15 protein-coding genes are annotated in these 15390 nt (G+C 71.0%); 8 read left to right on the forward strand and 7 right to left on the reverse strand.

Annotation, left to right across the window (positions count from 1 at the left end; translation table 11 throughout):
• Positions 1-2: 2 nt before the first annotated feature.
• The 3 genes from AB0B39_RS04745 to ligD (AB0B39_RS04755) all read right to left on the reverse strand — a co-directional run bounded on the left by AB0B39_RS04745 (position 3) and on the right by ligD (AB0B39_RS04755) (position 3289).
• On the reverse strand, positions 3-1070 hold the full coding sequence (locus AB0B39_RS04745) for a hypothetical protein (RefSeq protein ID WP_357491067.1): 1068 nt from the start codon (positions 1068-1070) through the stop codon (positions 3-5).
• 370 nt (positions 1071-1440) lie between these two features.
• Positions 1441-2358, reverse strand: coding sequence for a non-homologous end-joining DNA ligase (gene ligD, locus AB0B39_RS04750; RefSeq protein ID WP_234584192.1), 918 nt, complete (start codon positions 2356-2358; stop codon positions 1441-1443).
• On the reverse strand, positions 2348-3289 hold the full coding sequence (gene ligD, locus AB0B39_RS04755; RefSeq protein ID WP_357491069.1) for a non-homologous end-joining DNA ligase: 942 nt from the start codon (positions 3287-3289) through the stop codon (positions 2348-2350). The genes ligD (AB0B39_RS04750) and ligD (AB0B39_RS04755) overlap by 11 nt, the downstream gene beginning before the upstream one ends.
• Positions 3290-3374: 85 nt before the next feature.
• Here ligD (AB0B39_RS04755) and AB0B39_RS04760 point away from each other — a divergent pair, with 85 nt between their 5' ends.
• The 6 genes from AB0B39_RS04760 to AB0B39_RS04785 all read left to right on the forward strand — a co-directional run bounded on the left by AB0B39_RS04760 (position 3375) and on the right by AB0B39_RS04785 (position 8667).
• Complete coding sequence (locus tag AB0B39_RS04760) at positions 3375-4397, forward strand: Ku protein (RefSeq protein WP_357573515.1); 1023 nt, start codon at positions 3375-3377, stop codon at positions 4395-4397.
• Positions 4398-4472: 75 nt separating this feature from the next.
• Positions 4473-5111, forward strand: a complete 639-nt coding sequence (locus AB0B39_RS04765; RefSeq protein WP_357573516.1) for a DUF4241 domain-containing protein — start codon at positions 4473-4475, stop codon at positions 5109-5111.
• A gap of 100 nt (positions 5112-5211) precedes the next feature.
• A complete protein-coding gene (locus AB0B39_RS04770) occupies positions 5212-5928 on the forward strand; it encodes an FKBP-type peptidyl-prolyl cis-trans isomerase (RefSeq protein ID WP_234584188.1) in 717 nt (238 codons plus the stop codon).
• 189 nt (positions 5929-6117) lie between these two features.
• The gene (locus tag AB0B39_RS04775) at positions 6118-6942 is read left to right on the forward strand and encodes a hypothetical protein (RefSeq protein WP_357573776.1); all 825 of its coding nucleotides are present in this window, start codon (positions 6118-6120) and stop codon (positions 6940-6942) included.
• Positions 6943-6974: 32 nt separating this feature from the next.
• The gene (locus tag AB0B39_RS04780; RefSeq protein ID WP_357573517.1) at positions 6975-7628 is read left to right on the forward strand and encodes an HAD family phosphatase; all 654 of its coding nucleotides are present in this window, start codon (positions 6975-6977) and stop codon (positions 7626-7628) included.
• A 28-nt stretch (positions 7629-7656) separates the two neighbouring features.
• Positions 7657-8667, forward strand: a complete 1011-nt coding sequence (locus AB0B39_RS04785) for an NADPH:quinone reductase (RefSeq protein ID WP_357491079.1) — start codon at positions 7657-7659, stop codon at positions 8665-8667.
• Between the two features lie 187 nt (positions 8668-8854).
• Here AB0B39_RS04785 and AB0B39_RS04790 read toward each other — a convergent pair whose 3' ends face one another.
• Positions 8855-10504 carry a fatty acid--CoA ligase gene (locus AB0B39_RS04790; RefSeq protein ID WP_357491081.1) on the reverse strand — a complete coding sequence of 550 codons (1650 nt, stop codon included), beginning with the start codon at positions 10502-10504 and terminating at the stop codon, positions 8855-8857.
• Between the two features lie 56 nt (positions 10505-10560).
• Here AB0B39_RS04790 and AB0B39_RS04795 point away from each other — a divergent pair, with 56 nt between their 5' ends.
• Positions 10561-11052 carry an NUDIX domain-containing protein gene (locus AB0B39_RS04795; protein WP_355134399.1) on the forward strand — a complete coding sequence of 164 codons (492 nt, stop codon included), beginning with the start codon at positions 10561-10563 and terminating at the stop codon, positions 11050-11052.
• Positions 11053-11055: 3 nt separating this feature from the next.
• On the opposite strand, the gene AB0B39_RS04800 is transcribed toward AB0B39_RS04795, so the two are convergent.
• The gene (locus AB0B39_RS04800) at positions 11056-12090 is read right to left on the reverse strand and encodes an aldo/keto reductase (protein ID WP_357491083.1); all 1035 of its coding nucleotides are present in this window, start codon (positions 12088-12090) and stop codon (positions 11056-11058) included.
• 127 nt (positions 12091-12217) lie between these two features.
• On the opposite strand from AB0B39_RS04800, the gene AB0B39_RS04805 reads away from it, so the two are divergent.
• Positions 12218-12850, forward strand: coding sequence for a TetR/AcrR family transcriptional regulator (locus AB0B39_RS04805; RefSeq protein WP_357573518.1), 633 nt, complete (start codon positions 12218-12220; stop codon positions 12848-12850).
• Positions 12851-12912: 62 nt separating this feature from the next.
• Here the strand turns inward: AB0B39_RS04805 and AB0B39_RS04810 are convergent, their stop codons facing one another.
• A complete protein-coding gene (locus AB0B39_RS04810; protein ID WP_357491087.1) occupies positions 12913-14589 on the reverse strand; it encodes an MDR family MFS transporter in 1677 nt (558 codons plus the stop codon).
• Positions 14590-14729: 140 nt separating this feature from the next.
• Positions 14730-15272 carry a type 1 glutamine amidotransferase domain-containing protein gene (locus tag AB0B39_RS04815; protein ID WP_357491089.1) on the reverse strand — a complete coding sequence of 181 codons (543 nt, stop codon included), beginning with the start codon at positions 15270-15272 and terminating at the stop codon, positions 14730-14732.
• Positions 15273-15390: the final 118 nt, after the last annotated feature.

Raw genomic sequence — 15390 nt, forward strand, 5'->3', positions numbered from 1 at the left:
AATCAGTCGCCCGGATCCCGGTCCCAGTCGAAGCCGGCGCGGGCGAACGCGACGCTGCCGTCCCCGGTGGCGTACACCTTTATCGCTTTCAGGCCCAGCGACCGGGTGAGCCTTTCCAGGTTGGACATGATGCGCTGGAAGAGCCCGGTGTCGGTGGCCTCCTCGGTGATGCGGATCTCGTCCAGCATCGCCATCCGGCGCGGGAAGGAGAGTCGCAGTTCGAGCAGGACCCGCAGGACGTCGGACGGCGCGATACGCAGCGAGACCGCGGCACCGCCGTCGGCATACAACGAGACCTCGACACGCGCCTCGGGCAGCTCCGCTGTCAACACCTCGTGGAACTGCCTCGGCGTCAGCTTCATCCACTGTCGCCAGGCGGCGAGCGCGGCCTCGTCCGCCCGGCCGACCGTCAGCGCCGGTTCCGCCGCCCGCAGGTCGGCCACTGTCAACGCCTCGATCTCGACCGGTCGATCCCCGGCTCGGACCTTTTCGTACGGCGTCAACGGCACCCCCGCCTCGACGAGGAGCCGATCGAAGTCCGGGTCGGGCCAGTACGGGGCCGGCGCGAACTCGCTGACGCGGCACCACAGCTCGTGCCACAGCCGTACCGCGTTGAGGGGTCGAAGGCCGAGCCGCATGGCGGCGACGAGGACGCACCGGTGCAGTTGCAGCGTGCCCGCGAGCGCCGCCAGGTTCGCCCTCGACTCGTCGTAGGCCCGCAGGGCGCCGACGGAGTTCCGTTCCAGTTCGCTGTACGCCACCAGCTCCGGCATGTCCGTCAGTAGCACCGGGATCGGGGAGTCGAGCAGGGAGTCGAGGTCGGCCGGCTCCCAGGCGACGTCATCGTTCAGCAGGATCATCCGCAGGTCCCGGCCGTGTTGGCGGACCACCACCTGGAGGATCGGCTCACCCTGCGGCAACGTCAGGTGGTTGAGCCACACCACCGTCTCGGGGTAGAGCCGCAGGCTCACGTCGATCGCCGGCACGGTGACGAGCAGGGCGGGCCCGTCCTGCTCGACCCGTAGCGCGCGAAGTTCACTCAACGCGGCGACGACTTCACTCTGAAGCATCGACGCACTCTAGCGGCTGTCGGCCAGACCGGTCTCATCCGGGACGTTCGATGTGGCGTCCAACCCCACGGTCGGGCCGTCGGCCAGTCACACACCGCAACCTGTACGTCCGGGGTCGCCTCAACCTCCGCACCCTTTGCTCTGCTTCAACCAAGGAAACACACACGCTCCGTGCAGGCCGCGCCTCGCCCGTCATCTTCTCCTGAAAACAGAACAGCAGGTAGATCCCGGTGTTTCCTCTGTTGAAGCAGAGCAAAGGGGCTGAGCGGTTCGAACGGGGGCGGCTGGGGCAGTCACACTGAGCGACAGGTGGCGACGGCGCCGGTCACGCACCCACCGTTACGTGGGCGGCCCGAATGACCGGGCCGGGCTAGCGTCCGCCGGGCAGTTCCGGGCCGCCGTCGAGCAGGGCGGCCAGCAGGTCGCCGTACTCCTCGACCCGCTCCAGGACCTCGGCGGCGGTGAACTGGCGGACGGCGGGCTTCCGGCCGCGGGCGCCGGCCTCGACCTCGTCCCAGGTCAACGGCGTCGAGGCCGAGGGCGTGCGCTGGGCGCGCAGCGAGTACGGCGCCACTGTGGTCTTCGCCGCGTTGTTCTGACTCCAGTCGATGAAGACCTTGCCGGGGCGCAGGTTCTTCGCCATCTTCGACACGATCAGCTTGGGGTGCGCCTTCTCCAGCTCCTGGGCGATCCGGCGCGCGTAGGCGGAGACGTCGTCGGCGGACTGGGTGCCGGCGATCGGGCAGCACAACTGCATGCCCTTCTTGCCGGACGTCTTCGGGTACGAGTCGATGCCGTCGTCGGCGAGCCGGTCACGCATCAGCACCGCCACCGGGCAGCACTCGGCGAGCCCGGCGGGCGGCCCCGGGTCCAGGTCGACGACCATCATGTCCGGGTCCTCGCCGACCTTCCACTGCGGTGTGTGCAGCTCCAACGCGGCGAGGTTGGCCAGCCAGACCAGGGTGGGCAGATCGTCGGCGACCACGTAGTCGATGGTCTCCCGACCCTTCGTCGACCCGGGCGCGGGCAGCGTCTCCACCCGCACCCAGTCCGGGGTCGCGGCCGGCTTGTTCTTCTCGAAGAAGGACTTGTCGTCGACCCCGTTGGGAAAGCGGATCCGGGTGACCGGGCGGTCGGACAGGTGCGGCAGCAGCACCGGAGAGATCCGGGTGTAGTAGTCGATCACCTCGCCCTTGGTGAAGCCGACCGCCGGATAGAGGACCTTGTCCAGGTTGGACAGCTCCAGCGGGCGGCCCTCGACGTCCACCCGCAGCTTCTCAGCCGGCATCGTCGACCTCCTCCGGCGGCTTGTCCGGGCGCAACCGCAGCACCCGGGGGAAGCGCAGCCGGCCGTCGGGGGTGCGTTGGCCGTACTTCACCTCCACCACCACCCGGGGTTCTACCCAGATGGCACCCCGGGCATCCTCGCGCGGCACGCCCGGCGCGAACGGTGACACGCCGGAGCGCAGCGGCTCCAGCTCGGCGAGGAGCTGCCGTTCGATGGCCGCCCCGATCCCGCCGCCGACCCGACCCCGGTAGATCAACCGGCCGTCCGGGCCGGGCACCCCGACCAGCAGCCCACCGATGCGGCGTGCACCCGGCCGCCAGCCGCCCACGACGAAGTCCCCGGTCACCTCCAGCTTGACCTTCACCCAGTCCGGGGAGCGCACACCGGGGCGGTAGACGGCGCCGACCCGCTTGGCCATCACGCCCTCCAGGCCGTGTTCGCCGGCCGCCTCGTAGGTCGCCGGGCCGTCGGTGAACACCGGCGGCACTGCCCATCGGGCGCCGCCGAGGCCGAGCGCGTCAAGTGCCTCCCGGCGACGCTCGTACGGCCAGCCGGTCAGGTCCTCGCCGTTGCGGCGCAACAGGTCGAAGATCATGTACGTGACCGGCATGACCGCCGCCAGCCGGGCCGCCTTGTTGCGGTCCCGGACGTGCATCCGCTCGGCGAGGGCCGTGAACGACGGCTGCCCGCCCTGGCCGAGCAGCACCACCTCGCCGTCGAGCAGCACGTCGTCGACCTGCTCGGGGAGGGTGGCCAGCTCGGGGTACGCGGCGGTGATCTCCACGCCGGAGCGGGCGTACAGGTGCTGGACGCCGCCGGAGATGTCGGCGAGCGCGCGGACCCCGTCCCACTTGAACTCGTACGCCCAGCCGTCACCCGCCGGGAGCGGCCCGGTCATCGCGAGCATCGGCTTGAGCGGCACGCCGGGCACGACCCGACTGTAGTAGCAGGCCGAACACCTCGCGTCGAGTTCCTTCGGATGCGAGCATGGTCGATACCGGGGAAGGGAGCGCAGGATGCGTGCCATCTGGAAGGGAGCCGTGTCGTTCGGGCTCGTCTCGATCGGGGTGAAGCTCTACTCGGCGACCGAGGAGAAGGACATCCGGTTCCACCAGGTGCACCGCGAGGACGGCGGCCGGATCCGCTACAAGCGCACCTGCTCGGTCTGCGGCGAGGAGGTCACCTACGACGACATCGCCAAGGGCTACGACATCGGCGGCGGCGAGATGGTGATCCTCACCGACGAGGATTTCGCCGACCTGCCGCTGACCAGCTCGCGGGCGATCGACGTGCTGGAGTTCGTGCCCGCCGAGCAGGTCGACCCGATCCTCTACAACAAGGCGTACTTCCTGGAGCCGGAAGGCACGGCCACCAAACCGTACGTGCTGCTGCGCGACGCCCTGACCGACTCGGAGCGGGTGGCCATCGTCAAGGTGGCGCTGCGCCAACGTGAACAGCTCGCCACCCTGCGGGTCCGCGAGGGTGTGCTGCTGCTCAACACGATGCTCTGGCCGGACGAGATCCGTAAGCCGGACTTCGGTTTCCTCGACGAGGACCTGAAGGTGCGCCCACCGGAGCTGGCCATGGCCAGTTCCCTGATCGACTCGATGACCGGCGAGTTCGAGCCGGACGTCTTCACCGACGACTACCGGGCCGCGTTGCAGGAGGTCATCGACGCCAAGGTGGAGGGTCGGGAGGTCGTCCAGCCGGAGGAGGCCGAGGAGGCACCGGCGGCGGCGGTGGACCTGATGGCCGCGCTGAAGGCATCGGTGGACCGGGCCCGTGCGGCACGCGGCGAACAGCCCGCGCGCGGTGGGGGCGGCGGCGAGCCGACGCCCATCTCGTCGGCCCGCTCGGCCCAGAAGGCGGCCGAGAAGAAGGCCGCCAAGGCGCCCGCGAAGAAGACCGCGGAGAAGAAGACGGCGGAGAAGAAGACCGCCGCCAAGAAGGCCGAGCCGGCGAAGAAGACGGCAGCGAAGAAGGCCGAGCCGGCGAAGAAGACGGCCGCGCGCAAGACCGCACCCCGCAAGAGCGCCTGACCGTACGGCGGCGACGAAGGGTGTCCGCCGGACCGGGTACGCTCCGCCGGCCGTTGGCCACCGGAGGAGCCCCCCATGCCGTACACCCCTGATCTGGACCGGTTGTTGACGCCCGGTGCCCGCTTCACCGACGAGTACGGCGCGTACCTGATCGAGGCCCACCCCGTGGACGACGTCGTGCTGCCCACCGGCCGGGTGGTCGGATGCGACCCGCTGGTCTGCCCGGAGGCCGAGCCGTACACGGTGACCGTGGCGCCGGGGCGGTATCCCGCCCGCGCCTGGGTGGCCGTGGTGCTGCGCGAGGGCGCGGAGGTGGACCGTCGGGTGGCCGCGCTGCAACTGGTGGTCTCCGACGAGCCGGCGACCCGTTGGGAGCCGGCCGTCGCGGGCGACCAGGACGTCGCCGCGCTCGGCCCGGACGACTACTTCGGGTACGGGGTGGACGCGGGCGCCGGCACGCTCGCCGACCCGACGGCGCTCGCCGTCCTCGACGGCTGGGAGCACGACCAGGTGGAGGAGGTGTTCATCCCCGACGAGCTGCCCGTGTCGCCGGTCCGGGGCCTGATCACCGCAGTCCTCGACGAGGCCACCGGCGCCAATGTCGTCACCGTGGCCACGGGTTGGGGGGACGGCTGCTACGGCACCTGGATCGGGCGCGCGGCCGACGGAGGCGTGACGTCGTTCGTGACCGACTTCATGGTGATCCCGAAATAACGTCCCGCTAGGGCGTCGCTGGGCGATCCGAGGCATCCGGGGCGGGCACGGCAGGCCGCCGGGCGGGTACCGTGTGCGTCGGCTTTCCCCCCGGCACCGGGTGCCGGCCACACCTTCGCAGCAGGGAGTCGACGACGTGAGCGAGCGCACGCAGGAGAACCGGTCGGAGGGCCAGAGCCCGGCGACGAAGGCGGGGCGGCGGCTCGCCGCCCAGCTGGCCGCGCAGAAGGCCGCCGAGGCGAAGCGCCGCCGCCAGGCGTGGGCGGGCGGCCTCGCCGGCGTCGCCGTGATGGCGCTGCTGATCGGCGGTTTCGTGTGGATCGACAAGAACCGGAGCGACGACAAGCCCGCCAACCAGGCAGGCGCGACCCCGTCCGCCTCCGCCCCGGCCGCGGACGCCCCCACCGCGCCCCCGGCTCCGCAGCTGCCCGCGGGCTCCGACCCGGCGCTGGGCACCAAGCCGAAGGTGACGGCGGGCAAGGGTGAGCTGAAGAAGCTCACCGTCACCCCGGTGATCAAGGGCAGCGGCCCGGCGGTGAAGAAGGGCCAGACCATCACCACCAACTACGTGGGCGTCTTCTACAAGGACGGCAAGGAGTTCGACTCGTCCTGGAACGCCGGCCAGCCGGCCACCTTCCCCATCGGCGTGGGCCAGGTCATCCCCGGCTGGGACCAGGGTCTGGTGGGTGTGACAGTGGGCAGCCGGGTGCAGCTCGACATCCCGGGCGAGCTGGCGTACGGCAACGACGAGGCGAACGCGAACGGGCGTCCGACCGGTCCGCTGCGCTTCGTGGTGGACGTGCTCGCCGCCCAGTGACCCGTCCGGATCGCCCCGGTTGTCACCCCGGCGCGATGGACTTGTTCACATGGGGCTTCCTGCCCGTCACCCTCCGGCAGTAGGTTCGGCGTCACCCCGGGCGGCCCGCCGTCCGGGGTGACCAGGCGGACCGGGGACGCGGAGGTGCACGTGACGGCGCTGGACGAGCCCGGGCGGACCGCCCGGCTGATGTGGACGCACTTCGAGCCGGTGCACGCGGTCACCTACTTCCACCCGCGGGCCCGGGCCGCGCACGAGGCGGTCGGGCTGCGCGGCTACTGGCGCGGCTACTTCGCCGGCCGGACCGCCCCGCTGGGCGCCGCCGAGGCCGCCCCGGTCATCGCCGCGTTCTTCAACTTCGCACCACCCATGGTGAGCCGGGCCCTGCCGGCGGTCTGGCGGCTCGCCACCCCGCAGGAGGCCCTGCGCGCCCGGCTGACCGGCGCCGTGCAGGCCCTCGCCGAGCTGACCTACGAGCTGCCCGAGGCGCACCTGGCCGAGGCCGCCGATCTGCTGGAGCGGGCCGCCTCGGCGGCGCAGACCGCCGGTCGGGTGCTCGGCGCGGCCAACGCGGCGCTGCCGGTCGGGGAATACCCCCTCGCCCGTCTCTGGCAGGCCGCCACCACGCTGCGGGAGCTGCGGGGCGACGGGCACAACGCCGCCCTGGTGGCCGCCGGCCTGGACCCGGTGGAGACGCTTGCCTGGCGGGTCGCCGTGGACATGCCGGCGGAGAACCTGCTCGGCCGGGGCTGGTCCGAGGAGCAGTGGCGGGCCGCCCGCGAGCGGCTGGCACAGCGCGGCTGGCTGACCGGCGACGGCACGGCCACGGACGTCGGTCACGCCGGTTTCCAGGCGATCGAGGACGCCACCGACCGGGCCGCCGCGCATCCGTGGCTGGCTCTCGGCCCGGACGACACCGACCGCCTGCGTGAGCTGCTGGAGCCGATGGCCCGGTCGTGTCACACGGTGATCCCGCCGAACAGCCCGATCGGGCTGCCCGCGCTGCCCGCCTGACCGGCGGTCCGCCTCTCGGGCAGGATGGGCCCGTGGTGGATGCGGTGGTTTTCGACCTGGACGGTGTGATCGTGGATTCCGAACCGGTCTGGGAGGAGGTCCGGCGGGCGTACGTGGCCGAGCACGGCGGGACATGGCAGCCGGACACCCAGCGCCGGCTGATGGGCATGAGCACCGGTGAGTGGGCCCACTACCTCAGCGGTGAGCTGGGTGTGCGCCGCAGCGCCGGGCAGGTCGCCGACGAGGTGGTGCGGGAGATGGCCCGGCGTTACACCGAGCACGTGCCGCTCATCGACGGCGCCGACGAGGTCGTACGCCGGCTGGCTGCGCGGTGGCCGCTGGGGTTGGCCAGTTCGTCACCGACCCGGCTGATCGCGGCGGCGCTGGACGTCACCGGCCTGACCGGCGCGTTCGGCGCGACCCTCTCCACCGAGGAGACCGAGCGGGGCAAGCCGGCGCCGGACGTCTACCTAACCGTCGCGCGGCGTCTCGGCGTCGACCCGACCCGTTGCGCGGCAGTGGAGGATTCGTCCAACGGCGTGCGGTCGGCCGCGGCGGCGGGAATGCGGGTGGTGGCGGTGCCGCACCTGTCGTACCCCCTCGACCCGGACGCGGCCGGGCTCGCGGTCGTGACGCTGGGGTCGATCGGTGAGTTGACGCCGGAGCTGGTGGAGGGGCTGGGTTGACGCGGGCAGACTGGGGAAGGAACAACGAATGAAAGCCATCGTGTACGAGCGCACCGGCGACCCTTCCGTGCTGGAGCTGGTCGACCGGCCGGTGCCGGAGCCGGGTGCGGGCGAGGTGCTGGTCCGGCTGGCGATGTCCGGGGTGAACCCGACGGACTGGAAGTCGCGGCGGGCCTTCCCGCCGGACGGGTGGCAGATCCCCGGGCAGGACGGCGCGGGCGTGGTGGAGGCGGTCGGCGAGGGGGTCGACCGTGAGCTGATCGGCCAGCGGGTCTGGATCTGGGAGGCGGCCTGGCAGCGGCCGTGGGGCACCTCCGCGGAGTACACGCTGGTGCCGGTGCGCCAGGCGGTTCCCCTGGGCGACGCCTCGTTCGAGCTGGGAGCCAGCCTGGGCATCCCGTTCCTCACCGCGCACCGCTGTCTGACGGCCGGCGAGTTCATGCCCGACGCGCTGCGCGCCGGTGCGCTTGCCGATCACACGGTGCTGGTGCAGGGCGGGGCGGGCGCGGTAGGCAACGCGGCGATCCAGCTCGCCCGCTGGGCCGACGCGACGGTGATCGCCACGGTGAGCAGCGCGGAGAAGGCGCAGCTCGCGGCGGCGGCCGGTGCCTCCCATGTGATCAACTATCGGGAGCAGGACGTGGTCGAGGAGGTCGGCAGGATCGCTCCGCACGGCGTCCACACGATCGTGGAGGTCGCGCCGGCCGCGAACGCGGCGGCTGATGTGCAGATGATCCGGCAGGGCGGCGCGGTCTGCGTGTACGCCGACAACGGCGGCACCGAGGTGACGCTCCCGATCCGCCCGCTGTACGTGGTGAACGCCCGCTGGCAGTTCGTGCTGGTCTACACGGAGCCGAAGGCGGCCAAGGCGCAGGGTGTGATCGACGTGGCGGCGGCGGCCAACCAGGGTGGTATCCGGGTCGGTGCGGACGCCGGTCTGCCGCTGCACCACTATCCGCTGGCCGACACGGCGGCGGCCCACCAGGCGGTCGAGGACTCGGCGGTGGGCAAGGTGCTGATCACCACCAGCGACGCCTGAACGGATCGCGCGACACCCGATTTCCCCGTCATCAGGACAGACGCGAACAATTTTCGCAACAATGACGGTGCGGGATAACCCCGCGTGGAGCGGGCGGCCCCGGCGCGGTGCGAACGCCGGGGCCGCCCCTGGGGAGGAATGTCAGGAGAACTCCTCTGCCCAACAGGCGACAGTGCCCGGTAAAACGTTACGGTGCTGTCAGCTCCCGGACAGTCAGCTCACCGTCGGCGTACCGCGAACGGACGACCTTCTTGTCGAACTTGCCGACGCTGGTCTTCGGCACCGTGTCGATGAACGCCCACCGCTCGGGCAGCTGCCACCTGGCGATCGAACCGGCCAGGAAGTCCCGCAGCTCCTCGGCGGTCACCGACGCGCCCTCGCGGACCACCACGGTCGCCAGCGGCCGCTCGTCCCAGCGCTCGTCCGGCACGCCCACCACGCACGCCTCCAGCACGGCCGGGTGCGCCATCAGCGCGTTCTCCAGCTCCACCGACGAGATCCACTCGCCGCCGGACTTGATCACGTCCTTCGCCCGGTCGGTGAGCGTGATGTACCCGTCCGGGGAGAGCATGCCCACGTCGCCGGTACGCAACCAGCCGTCGCGGAACTTCTCCTCGTCCGGGGCGTCGTCACCGACGTACCGCGCGGTCACCCACGGCCCACGGACCTCCAACTCGCCCACGGCCGTGCCGTCGGCGGGCAGCGGCTCGCCCAGCGGCCCGACGATGCGTGCCTGCACCCCGGCCGGCACGCGACCCTGCGTGTAGCGGTAGCGCCAGGCCTGCTCGCCGGTCGCCCCCGCCGGCGGCCGGGAGACCGACCCCAGCGGCGACATCTCGGTCATCCCCCAGGCGTGGATGACGTCGATCCCGTGCCGCTCGTCGAACGCGTGCATCAACGCCGGCGGGCACGCCGAGCCGCCGACGATCACCTCGGTGAGCGAGGACGTGTCCACGTCGTGGCTGTCCAGGTAGGCCAGCAGGTCGGTCCAGATGGTCGGCACCGCGCCGGCCAGGGTGGGCCGCTCGGCGGCGATCATCTCGGCGATCGGCGCGGCCTGGAGGAACCGGTCCGGCATGATCAGTGACGCGCCGGAGAGGAACGCCGCGTACGGCAGACCCCACGACATGGCGTGGAACATCGGCACGATGGCCAGCTCCCGGTCGGTCGGCCCGAGACCGAAGCCCTCCGGCATGCAGACCTGCAACGAGTGCAGGTAGATGGACCGGTGCGAGTAGGCGACGCCCTTCGGGTTGCCGGTGGTGCCCGACGTGTAGCAGAGCGCGGCGGCGTCCCGCTCGTCCACCTCCGGCCAGTCGTACACGTCGGGCCGGTCGGCCAGCAGCGCGTCCCAGTGGTGCACGGTGATCCGGTCGCCCGCCGCCGCCACCAGCGGGGCGGGGTCGCCACCGCCGACCACCACCACGTGCCGCACCGTGCTCAGCTCGCCGATCACCCTGGCCAGCAGCGGGATGAGCGTGGTGTCGACGAGCACCACCCGGTCCTGCGCGTGGTTGGCGATGTAGGCGACCTGGTCGGGAAAGAGCCGGAGGTTGAGGGTGTGCAGCACCGCGCCCATGCTCGGCACCGCGAAGTAGGCCACCAGGTGCTCGTTGTTGTTCCACATGAAGGTGGCGACCCGCTCGTCGCCGGTCACCCCGCACTCGTCGCGCAGCGCGTGGGCCAGCCGGGCGGCGGTGCGACCCACCTCGGCGTACGTCATCCGGCGGGGCTCGCCGCCCGTCCAGGTGACCACCTCGGCGGTGCCGTGCACCCCTGCGCCGTGGTCGAGGATCCGGGAGACCTGCAGGGGGGCGTCCATCATCGTGCTACGCATGGGTAACAAGCTAGTGTCGGCGGTCACACGTTGGGAACCCCCGTAAATTGTCGCAGGTGAGCATCTCCTGGGCCGACTCGTACGTGGGGCAGTTGCGCGCGCTCGCCGGGGACCGGACGCTGATGTTCGTCGGCGCCCGAGCCGTGGTCAGCGACAACGCGGGGCGCATCCTGCTCATCCAACGCTCAGACAACGGTCAGTGGGCCATGCCCGCCGGCGCCATGGAACTGGGCGAGTCGATCGCCGACTGCGCGGTCCGCGAGGTCCGCGAGGAGACCGGGCTGCGGGCGCTGCGGGTCTGCGCGTTCGCCCTCTACACCGGCCCGGACCGGACCAGCACCAACATGTACGGGCACACGTACCAGGTCTTCACCACCGCGTTCAAGGTCGAGGAGTGGGACGGGCAGCTGACCCGGGTCACCGACGAGACCACCGACGCCGGCTTCTTCCCCCGCGACCGCTTCCCGACCCCACTCTCCGGCTCGGTGTTGGAAACCCTGGCCGACCTGGACGTCTTCGAGCAGACCAACCGGCTGATCCTCAAGTAGGTCCTACTGCGGGTAGCGCATCTCGGCGAAGAACCCCTCCTGGATCCAGTTCGGGTACGCGACGGGCAGCTTGGTGGCCTCGTCCAGCTCGGTGAGGTCCTGCTCGGTCAGCGTGAGGTCCGAGGCGGCGATGTTGTCCACCAACTGCTCGTGCTTGCGGGCTCCGACGATCACGCTGGTCACTGCCGGCCGGGACAGCAGCCAGGCGACGGCCACCCGGGCTGGGCTGACCTCGTGCCGCTCGGCGACGCCCTTGAGCACGTCGACCACTGCGAAGGCGTGCTCGGGTTCGAACGGCGTGAAGCTGGAGTAGCCGGGCTGGGCGCTGCGGGCGCCGCTGTCGGCGACGGCGCCGTCCCGGCCGACCTTGCCGGAGAGGAATCCACCGGCGAGAGGGCTCCACACGGTCAGGCCGACGCCCGCGTCGAGCGCCATCGGCACCACGTCGCGCTCCACGTCCCGACCCAGCAGGGAGTAGTACTCCTGGACGGAGACGAAGCCGGCGAGCTTCTCCCGCGCGGAGATGCCGAGCGCCTTGGAGATCTGCCAGGCGGCGAAGTTGGCGCAGCCGATGTAGCGGACCTTGCCCTGTCGGACCGCGTCGTCGAGCGCGCGCAGCATCTCCTCCATCGGCGTGACCTGGTCGAAGTTGTGGATCTGGTACAGGTCGATGTGATCGGTGCCCAGCCGGCGCAGGCTTTCCTCCAGGTTCTGCATGATGTGCAGGCGGGAGGTGCCGACGTCGTTGGGGCCGGGGCCGGTGCGCGAGTGCACCTTGGTGGCCAGCACGACGTCGCGACGCCGCTTGCCGAGCGCCTGGCCGAGCAGTTCCTCGCTCTCCCCGTCGCTGTAGCCGTCGGCGGTGTCGACGAAGTTCACGCCCGCGTCGAGCGCCGTGTCGACCATCCGCTGCGCCTCGGGCAGCGCCAGTCCGCCGAGGGTTCCCCAGAGCGGGTGTCCGCTGCCACCGAAGGTCATCGCGCCGAGCGAGATCTCCGAGACGTACACCCCGGTGGTGCCCAGCAGTCGGTACTTCACCTGTGTTGCTCCTCGTGGTGGGGGGTCGGAGGCCACGTCGGCACTCCGGCGGTCACTGTGTCGGACACTGTGTCCGGCAACGAGCGTACGTCGTCGGTCGCGCCCCCGGCCACCTAGGATCTCGACCATGCCCTCGATCACCCGACGTCGCCCGCCCAACCCGGACGGGCGGGCGGCCGTCGAGGCACGGGTGCTGGCGGCCACGGAGCGACTGCTCCAGGGGGGCGCCCGCTTCACCGACCTCGGCGTGCAGCGGATCGCGGCCGAGGCCGGAGTGGCCCGGTCGACCTTCTACACCCACTTCCGGGACAAGAGCGAGCTGCTCATGCGCCTCGCCGGCACCATGCGGGAGAGTTCCTTCGACCGCACCAGCGGCTGGGACCCGGGCGGGCCCGGCGACCCGCTCGCGCGGCTGACCGAGGTCTTCGCCGACGTGATCCGGATCTACCGGACGTACGCCCCGGTGCTTGCGGCGGTCAGCGAGGTCGCCGCGTACGACGAGGTGGTCCGGGAGTACTGGGCAGCGGGGCTGGAACGGTTCGTGAGGCGCACGGCGGATGCCCTCCGCGCCGAGCAGCAGGCCGGGCGTACCCCCGCCGACCTGGACGTCACGGCCGCCAGCCGCTTGATCGTGATCGGCGGCGACCGCTTCCTCGCCGACCACGTCAGCACGACCACGGCCGACCCCGGGACCGACGCGGCGGCAGCGCGGGAACTTGCGGCGACATGGTGGTACGGCGCGTACCGCCGCCCGGCTTGATCAATTCCGCTCGAATTCGCCCTGCCAGCCGGCTCGTCGGCTGGCAGGGCGACCGGGCGTGGTCAAATCATCGTCTGGGACTTGGCCTCCATGTCCGCCGCGGCCTCATCCTTCGATTCCTTGGTCAGCGGCTTCCCGCCCGGCGCCGGCGCCTCTCCGCCGAGCGGGTCGGCACCGCCCTTGGCGCCCTGCGGGCCGGCACCGCGTAGCTCGTTGTTGGGCAGCGCCAGGGTGACCAGCACCGCCACGATGGCGACGAGACCGGTGGTCAGGAAGACCAGGTGCAGCGACTCCACGAACGACGCCTGGATGGCGGCCCGGACGGCGCCGGGCAGGGCCATGATGGTCGCCGGGTCGTTGATCGAGATGTTCGTGCCGCCACTCGCCGCGACAGCGGCCCGCTGCTCCGGTGGAAGCTGGGCGATCGCACCGGGCAGCCGGTCGGCGAGCTGCGAGTTGAGCCGCGACGAGAGCACCGTGCCGAGGATCGCCACCCCGAACGAGCCGCCCAACGACCGGAAGAACGTCGCCGACGAGGTACCGGCGCCCAGGTCGCGGATGGAGACCGCGTTCTGCACCGCGAGGACGAGCGACTGCATGCACAGACCGAGGCCGACGCCGATCACCACCATGAAGCCGAACGCCATCCAGAGCGACGTGCCCACCTGCAACCGCGTGAACAGCAGCATGCCGAGCACCAGGGTGGCCGCCCCGGCCACCGGGAACCACTTGTACCTGCCGATCCGGCTCATCGCCCGTCCGGTGAGGATCGAGGTCACGATGATGCCGGCCATCATCGGCAGCATCAGCAGACCGCTGCGGGTCGGCGAGGCGCCCTTGACGATCTGGAGGTACAGCGGGATGAAGATGATCGACCCGAACATCACCAGACCGAGCACGAAGCCTGCGGAGTTGGCCAGCGCGAACGTGGCGCTGCGGAACAGCCGCAGCGGCAGGATCGGCTCGGCGACCCGCGCCTCCTGGAGCACGAAGAGCACCGCCAGGACCGCACCCGCGACGAAGAGGCCGATGATCAGCCCGGAACCCCACGGGTACTCGTTGCCGCCCCAGCTCAGCGCGAGCAGGAGGCAACTCACCCCGGCCACCAGCAGGCCGGCGCCGAGCCAGTCGATCGCGTGGTTCCGGCGCTCGAACGGGATCAGCCGCATCACGTGGTAGCAGACCACGATGGCCAGGATCGCCAGCGGCACGTTGATGTAGAAGATCCACCGCCAGTCGGTCTCGGCGAAGTATCCACCGACCAGCGGACCGGCCACCGACGCGATGCCGAACACCGCTCCGAACAGACCCTGGTAGCGGCCTCTCTCCCGGGGTGAGACCACATCCGAGATGATCGTGAACGCCAGCGTCAGCAGACCACCGGCGCCGAGACCCTGGATGCCCCGCGTGACGATCAGCTGGGTCATGTTCTGCGACAGGCCGGCCAGCAGCGACCCGACCAGGAACGTACCGATCGAGAAGAGGAAGACCGGGCGACGCCCGTACAGGTCGGCCATCTTGCCGTACAGCGGGGTCGACGCGGTCGAGGCGAGCAGGTACGCCGTGACCACCCACGAGTAGTGGTTGATCCCACCCAGCTCACCGACGATGGTCGGCAGGGCCGTGCCGACGATGGTCTGGTCGAGGGCGGCCAGCAGCATGCCCGTCATCAGGCCCAGCATGAGCAGCCGGATCTGCTGGCGATTCAGTACCGGCGCGGCAGAGGCTTCGGTGGTCATCAAGCCCTCTTTCCCGACCACCGGAGAACATGCCCCACACCCCAAAAAACCCCGAGCCTCCCAAGGTTGATCAAGAGGTTCGCGTCACGACACGCCGGGTGGGATGACGCAAACCTCTTGATCAACTCGGGAGGGCGGGGTCAGGAGGCGGCGAAGGTTTTGGTGATCTTTGCGCAGAAGGCGGGGAGGTCGTCGGGCTTGCGGCTGCTCGTCAGGTTGCCGTCCGTCACGCACTCCTCGTCGACCCAGGTCGCGCCGGCGTTGGTCAGGTCGGTGCGCAGGCTGGGCCAGGAGGTGATCCGCCGGCCACGCACCACGTCCGCCTCGATCAGCGTCCACGGACCGTGACAGATCACCCCGACCGGCTTGCCGGCGTCGAAGAACGCCTTCACGAACCGCACCGCGTCCGGGTCGGACCGCAGGAAGTCCGGGTTCGCCACCCCGCCCGGCAGCACCAGCGCGTCGTACCCGGCGGCGTCCGCCTTGTCCGCGGTGACGTCCACGTCGTACGTCTTGGACTGGTCCAGGTGGTTGAAGGACTGGATGGAACCGGGCTTGAGCGAGACCAGCTCGGCCGTCGCGCCGGCGTTCTCGACCGCCTCGCGCGGCTGGACGTACTCGACCTCCTCGACGCCGTCGGCGGCCAGGAAGGCGATCCTCTTGCCCTGCAGTGTCGCTGCCATCTCGGTACATCTCCTTTCCGGGGTACCTCAACTCCCTTCCCGAGCGCCAACGCCCGAAACACCCCACGGCGGTAACGACGGGCACCCCGCCGACGACTGTGGGACGAAAGGCCGCCGA

Origin of the sequence: Micromonospora sp. NPDC049114 (assembly GCF_040648635.1) — a bacterium.
Lineage (GTDB): Bacteria > Actinomycetota > Actinomycetes > Mycobacteriales > Micromonosporaceae > Micromonospora.